General features: G+C 74.1%; 7 protein-coding genes and 1 pseudogene. 5 read left to right on the top strand and 3 right to left on the bottom strand.

Going from position 1 to position 5568, the window contains the following annotated elements; translation table 11 throughout:
- Positions 1 to 388, bottom strand: a pseudogene (locus BG452_RS46060) (hypothetical protein); the annotation flags it as partial.
- Positions 389 to 738: 350 nt separating this feature from the next.
- Between BG452_RS46060 and BG452_RS28815 the strand changes: the two are divergent.
- Both BG452_RS28815 and BG452_RS28810 read left to right on the top strand, forming a co-directional pair.
- The gene (locus BG452_RS28815) at positions 739 to 1368 is read left to right on the top strand and encodes a CBS domain-containing protein (RefSeq protein ID WP_223242876.1); all 630 of its coding nucleotides are present in this window, start codon (positions 739 to 741) and stop codon (positions 1366 to 1368) included.
- Positions 1369 to 1495: 127 nt separating this feature from the next.
- Complete coding sequence (locus tag BG452_RS28810; protein ID WP_188307281.1) at positions 1496 to 2146, top strand: beta-glucanase; 651 nt, start codon at positions 1496 to 1498, stop codon at positions 2144 to 2146.
- Positions 2147 to 2396: 250 nt separating this feature from the next.
- Here BG452_RS28810 and BG452_RS47275 read toward each other — a convergent pair whose 3' ends face one another.
- Entirely contained in the window at positions 2397 to 2768 is a 372-nt protein-coding gene (locus tag BG452_RS47275; RefSeq protein ID WP_188307280.1) for a hypothetical protein, read from the bottom strand.
- Between the two features lie 210 nt (positions 2769 to 2978).
- Between BG452_RS47275 and BG452_RS28800 the strand changes: the two genes are divergently transcribed.
- On the top strand, positions 2979 to 3347 hold the full coding sequence (locus tag BG452_RS28800) for an SHOCT domain-containing protein (protein ID WP_223242875.1): 369 nt from the start codon (positions 2979 to 2981) through the stop codon (positions 3345 to 3347).
- 123 nt (positions 3348 to 3470) lie between these two features.
- Here BG452_RS28800 and BG452_RS28795 read toward each other — a convergent pair whose 3' ends face one another.
- Entirely contained in the window at positions 3471 to 3881 is a 411-nt protein-coding gene (locus tag BG452_RS28795; RefSeq protein ID WP_188307279.1) for an organic hydroperoxide resistance protein, read from the bottom strand.
- Positions 3882 to 4066: 185 nt separating this feature from the next.
- Between BG452_RS28795 and BG452_RS28790 the strand changes: the two genes are divergently transcribed.
- Together BG452_RS28790 and BG452_RS28785 are read left to right on the top strand one after the other, a co-directional pair.
- The gene (locus BG452_RS28790) at positions 4067 to 4540 is read left to right on the top strand and encodes a MarR family winged helix-turn-helix transcriptional regulator (protein ID WP_188307278.1); all 474 of its coding nucleotides are present in this window, start codon (positions 4067 to 4069) and stop codon (positions 4538 to 4540) included.
- A gap of 300 nt (positions 4541 to 4840) precedes the next feature.
- Positions 4841 to 5410, top strand: coding sequence for an RNA polymerase sigma factor (locus BG452_RS28785; protein ID WP_188307277.1), 570 nt, complete (start codon positions 4841 to 4843; stop codon positions 5408 to 5410).
- Positions 5411 to 5568: the final 158 nt, after the last annotated feature.

Here is a 5568-nt window from a genome sequence, read left to right as displayed (position 1 = left end):
GCAGGCCCCAGACCCGGGGCGTCAGCAGCCGGGCGCCGGGCCGTGGCCGCAGCGCGGCGCGCAGCACCCGTCGGCGCAGGGCCGCGTACACCGGGTCGGGGGCGGTGGCGTCGGGCTGGGTGCTGTGGGGCTGGGTGCTGTGGGGTCGGGCGCTGGGGGGCCGGGTTGCCGCGGGCTCGGTGCGACGGGTCCAGCGGAAGGGCAGGGCGCGCTGGACGGCCGCATGGGCGGCGAGCACCCGGCTGTGCCGGTCCCGGTCGGCGGGCAGGGCCAGGTAGGCGAGCCGCACCAGCCTGCGGTAGTGGCGCACCAGCGCGGCCTCCGCCTCCGCCACCGGGCGCGCCGCACCCCGGGCCGCCGGTGCCGCGCCCGTCGTCCGTCCTGCCAACGGGCCCTCCCGGTGCCGTGCGTGCTGTCGTGGTGGACGGTCCAACGAGTCGATCATGTGATGGTTGCGCCGTCCGGGGTGGACAGTGCGTCGGCGGCGGACGGTCCTCGTCCTTCCGGCCCGTCGCCGTGCTCCGGAGCGCGGCAATCCGAGCGGCCGCCGACACCGTTCCTCGGAGGAGTGTTCACAGGTCAGGGCCCTTGGTCCCACCCATTCGGCCCCTTGGCCCCTGGCGATCCGAGCGGCCGGGCGCCATGCTGCCGGTACCGGCCGGGACGATCCGCATCCGGTCGGACCAGCATCGTTGGACGAGGTGAACCGGCGTGCCGCATGCCACCGTCGAATCTGTGATGACCAGCCCCGTGGTCCGGATCGCGCCCGAGACCGGATTCCGGGAGATCGTCGCGCTGCTGACCGAGTACGACATCACCGGGGTGCCGGTGGTGGACCCGGACGGGCGGCCGCTCGGCCTGGTGTCGGAGGCGGACCTGCTGCGCACGCTGGCCGCGCAGGAGGACCCCGGCAGCCTGCTGCCCGCGCCCGAGTCGCTGCGGGTCGGGACGGGCGGCGAGATCACGGCGGCGGACCTGATGACGGCCCAGCCGGTCTGCACCACCCCCGACAGCAGCGTGGTCGCGGCGGCCCGGCTGATGAGCCGGCACGGGCTGAAGCGGCTGCCGGTGCTGGACGAGGAGGGGCGGGTCATCGGCATGGTGAGCCGCGGGGACCTGCTGCGGGTGTTCCTGCGCGAGGACCGGGTGATCCGGCGGGAGATCGTCGAGGAGGTGCTCGGCCGGATCGACGGGGTGAGCCCGGCGGAGATCGGGGTGGAGGTCGACCAGGGCCGGGTGGTGCTCAGCGGCACCGTGCCCGAGGCGCACCTGGTGCCGATCGTGCTGAACCTGTGCCGCTCGGTGGACGGGGTGGTCTCGGTGACCGACCGGCTCCGGCCTGGGGGTGCCACCGCCCCGGTCGGCTGATCGGCCGGGCCCGGCTCGCTGCGGGCTGTGCCGCCCAGGTTCGCATACTGCGGAGCGTATCGGGTAACTCACTCTGTGTGCCCGGCGGTTCGGACTGCCGGGGCGCCAGAGCTTTGGGGAGGCGGCCGTGGCAGTCGTATTCGACGCGGACTTCACTTCGACCAGGCAGTGGATCGCCGGACGTAGCAGCGCGTACCCCCGGATGGGGCCGACCAACCGGAGCGACCACAAGCTCGACTACCTGAGCCACGAGTACTGCCCCGGCGGGGTGTTCAGCGCGGTGCGGCGGCGCACCGGCGGGCTCTGGACGTGCAACCTGCTGACCACCGAGGGCAGTCCGGAGGCCTTCCAGGTCCGTACCGGGGACGTGCTGTCGGCGCAGCTCACCCTGCCCACCCAACTGGGCGCCTGGCCGGCGATCTGGACCTGGCGGGACGGCGGCAACGAGGTGGACGTCTTCGAGTACCACCCGGACAACCCGGACCTCCTGGAGATCTCCAACCACGTCCGTGGCGGCTTCCGGTACTGGCACGGCGGCGGCGTCGGAGTCGCCCCGGGCGCGAGCGTCGGACTGCGGGTGGTGCTCGGCGCGCACTCGGTGGACTGGTACGTCGAGGACGAGCTGGTCTACGCGGACCTGCACGGGGTCGGGACCGGCTGGCACGCCTACCTGATCGTCAACCTCTCGGTGGCGGACGGGACGTACCACGACCGGCCGCCCGTCGACGGGCCGGACCGGCTGAGCTGGGTGTGCCGGAGCCTGACGGTCGAGCGCTGACCCGGCTGCCCGGGAGGCTGCCGGGAGATTACCGCCTTCGTCCCGTTTTCAGCCTGTCCTCGGCCCGCGTTCAGTCGCCGGCGAAGTCCTCCTCGAACAGCCGGCGCTGCGCGTCCAGCGCGGCGAGGTCGAACACCGGGACCAGGAAGCCCTTCGCCCGGCCCTGGCGGCGAGTCTGGCCGACGGCCCTGCCGCGGGTCCACGACCATTCGCGGCACTGTGCGGCACTGCGCGGCGGCGGGTGTTCGGTCTACGGCGCGAACGCGGCGGTGATCGGGCCGCCCGGGCCGGAGCGCTGGAACCAGACCGCCCGGCGGTGCGGGCCGATGTGCGCGGGGTCGGTGACGTACAGGTCGTCGCGCGGGGCGCGCTCGTTGCCGGGGGCCAGCGCGGCGTCAACGGCCCGGTCGGCGAGTGCGCGCAGCAGAGCGGTCACGGTGGCCTCGGCGGCGCTGGGGGCGATGGCGAGGGCGGCGAGCTCGGCCCAGAGCGCGGTGGACAGATAGGCGATCGGGGAGTGGTTGAGCGCGGGGTGGGGGTGGTGGTCGCTGTGGCGGCGGAGCAGGCCGGCCGCGACGAGTTGCTCGGGGGAGCGGTGGTCGTCGGGCAGGTGGTGGCTCATGGGCGGAAACGCTACCCCGGTGGGCGGGGCCGGTTTCGCAGGAACGTTTTCTCAGGCTTTCTTCACAGCGCTTTGACCGGGTGCGGGCGCACGATGGTGGTAGGGCGCTGAACAGCCGGGTGGTCACGGTGGCTCCGGTAGCCCCGTGGCTCGGGTGGTCATGGCGCCGCTCACCTCGGCGGGCCCGCTGGGCCGGAGGAGGAGGACCTGATGAGGCACGGGCATTGGCACGGCTACGGGCCCGGCCAGGGACCGGGTGGCTGGGGCATCGCCGTGATGGTGATCGTCTCGCTGCTCGTCCTGGCGGTGCTGGTGCTCCTGGCCGTCGCGCTGTTCCGCTACGTCTCCCGCTCGCGGCAGCCGATCCCGCACGGGCCGGGCGCCGCGGGGGTGGCGGGCGGCGGCCCGCAGGGGTGGGGGCCGCACGGCCCGACCCCGGAGCAGGTGCTCGCGGATCGGTTCGCGCGGGGCGAGATTGACGCGGAGGAGTACCGGCACCGATGGGAGACCTTGCGTTCGCCGGGCGGGCAGGAGGGGCCGGGCGGTCCGGGTGGGCCGGGTGGTCCGGGCGGCGGCTGACCGGGGGGATCCGGGGATGGAGGGGCGGGGGGAACGGGTGAGGCCCGCCGCACGCGGGGTGCGGCGGGCCTCCCTGTCCGGGCCGGGGCCGGCGGGGCGCCGGGCCTTCCGGAGCGGTGGGACTTACTCGACGACCAGCTCGACCGGGACGTTGCCCCGGGTGGCGCGGGAGTACGGGCAGACCTCGTGCGCCTGCTTGACCAGCAGCTCGCCGCTCTCGCCCGCCAGCGACTCGGGCAGCTCGACCCGCAGCACCACGGACAGGCCGAAGCCGGCGTCGTCCTTGCCGATGGACACCTCGGCGGTCACCGAGGCCTCGCCGGTGTCCACCCCGGCCTGCCGGCCGACCAGGCCGAGGGCGCTGGCGAAGCAGGCGGCGTAGCCGGCCGCGAAGAGCTGCTCGGGGTTGGTGCCCTGGCCGCTGCCGCCGAGCGCGGGCGGCATCGCGAGGGCGAGGTCCAGCTGGCCGTCCGAGCTGACGGCGCGGCCCTCGCGACCGTTGGCGGTGGCGGCGGCGGTGTAGATCGCGTCCATGGTGGGTCCCTTCGTGATGCGCGGTCCGTGGTGCGTGGAGGTGCGCGGAGGCATGCGGGGTCGTGGTGCGTGGGGCCGCCACCGGGCCCTCGGTGGAGGACCGGCCGGTGACCGCTCAATAAGTAGAGCACACCATTCAATTGCGCACAACTGAATCGTGTGGCTGTGGTCGGTACGATGGGGTCATGACCACGCTCCCCGGCATGGCGGACGAGGAACTGCTCCGCCTCGACCAGCAGATCTGCTTCTCGCTCAACGCCGCCTCGCGCGCCTTCGGCGGCGTCTACCGGGTCCTGCTCCGGGACCTCGGGCTCACCTATCCGCAGTACCTGGTCATGCTGGTGCTCTGGGAGGACGGCGAACTGCCCGTCAAGCGGATCGGCGAGCGGCTGCGCCTCGACTCCGGCACCCTCTCCCCGCTGCTCAAGCGACTGGAGGCGGCCGGGCTGGTGCGCCGTGAGCGCAGCCCGGAGGACGAGCGGTCGGTCACCGTCGGCCTGACCGTCGAGGGATCGGCGCTGCGCGAGCGGGCCGGGCAGGTGCCGCGCCGGCTGCTCACGGCGACCGGACTGCCGGTCGAGGACCTGGCCGCGCTGCGCGTCCTGCTGGAGCGGGTGACCGTCGCGCTGGACTCGGCGGAGGTGGAGCCGGCGCCGTAGTCCGCCGGGACTGCCACCGGGGCTGCCGCCGGTCGTGGCGCCGAGGTGCCGCCGGGCTTGTCAAGCCGAGGCCCGAGTGGAGTGTGATCTGAGTCACGTCGAGGTCGGCGGGCGGTGGTCCGTGCACCCAAACGGGCAGGTCAGCGGCGCTGTTCGAAAATGAACGGAAACGTTCCCAATTGTCCGCCCGATCCGGTCGACATCCCGCGTCTCCCGAACGGTTACACCACGAGCCCCCAAAGCGGGCCGTCGGCGTGCCACCCGGTGGGCCGGCCAGCTGACCGAGGAAAGGGGGCGCGTGTGAACACTCCCGGGCCGGGCGGGGAGCGGAGCCTGCGGGCGGACCCGCTCGACGACCTGCCGAACGACTTCGAGGCGTTCTTCACCCGCGAGAACACCGGCTACCTCCGCTACGCCCAGCAGCGCCTGCGCCACCGCGAGGACGCCCAGGACGCCGTGCAGAACGCCGGCACCACCCTCTACACGAACTGGCGCCGGGCCCTCGCCAGCGAGGACCCGCAGGCCTTCGCCTTCAAGATCGTCAAGGACGCGGTGGTCGACGTCCTGCGCGAACGCCGGCGCGCCGAACGCAAACGCCTGCGGGTCATCGCCCAGCGCCGCCCCGACACCAGCCAGGACGAGCTGGAGGAACTCGCCGAACTGGACGCCCTGGACTGGGCGATGGACGAACTCGCGCGCGCCGCGCCGGTCCAGGCCGACGTCGTCCGGCTGCGCCAGGCGGGCCTGTCCTACCCCGACATCGGCCGCTCGCTCGGCATCGCGCACACCACCGCCCGCACCTACTACAGCCTCGGGCGGCGCCACCTGGAGTACCTGCTGGAGCACCCGGACGACGGGCAGGCGACATGAAGGCCACCGAGCTGCTGCGCGCCCACGCCGCCGAGCTGGACCAGGACTTCCACGACCACGACCCGGTGGCCTTCACCCGCCGGCTGGCCGAACGGCTCGCCGCCGCCCGCCGGGCCGCCCCGACCGGGCGCGAGCGCCCCGCCCGTCCGCCCGCCGTC

Origin of the sequence: Streptomyces sp. CBMA123 (genome assembly GCF_014596465.1) — a bacterium.
Classification (GTDB): Bacteria; Actinomycetota; Actinomycetes; order Streptomycetales; family Streptomycetaceae; genus Kitasatospora.
The sequence above is the reverse complement of the archived record's forward strand: the minus strand, read 5'-3'. Positions and strand labels throughout refer to the sequence as shown.

Coding starts and splice junctions, on each gene's coding strand:
- BG452_RS28815 (WP_223242876.1), top strand. CDS start 739: ATGACCAGCCCCGTGGTCCGGATCGCGCCCGAGACCGGATTCCGGGAG.
- BG452_RS47275 (WP_188307280.1), bottom strand. CDS start 2,768: ATGAGCCACCACCTGCCCGACGACCACCGCTCCCCCGAGCAACTCGTC.
- BG452_RS28800 (WP_223242875.1), top strand. CDS start 2,979: ATGAGGCACGGGCATTGGCACGGCTACGGGCCCGGCCAGGGACCGGGT.
- BG452_RS28795 (WP_188307279.1), bottom strand. CDS start 3,881: ATGGACGCGATCTACACCGCCGCCGCCACCGCCAACGGTCGCGAGGGC.
- BG452_RS28790 (WP_188307278.1), top strand. CDS start 4,067: ATGACCACGCTCCCCGGCATGGCGGACGAGGAACTGCTCCGCCTCGAC.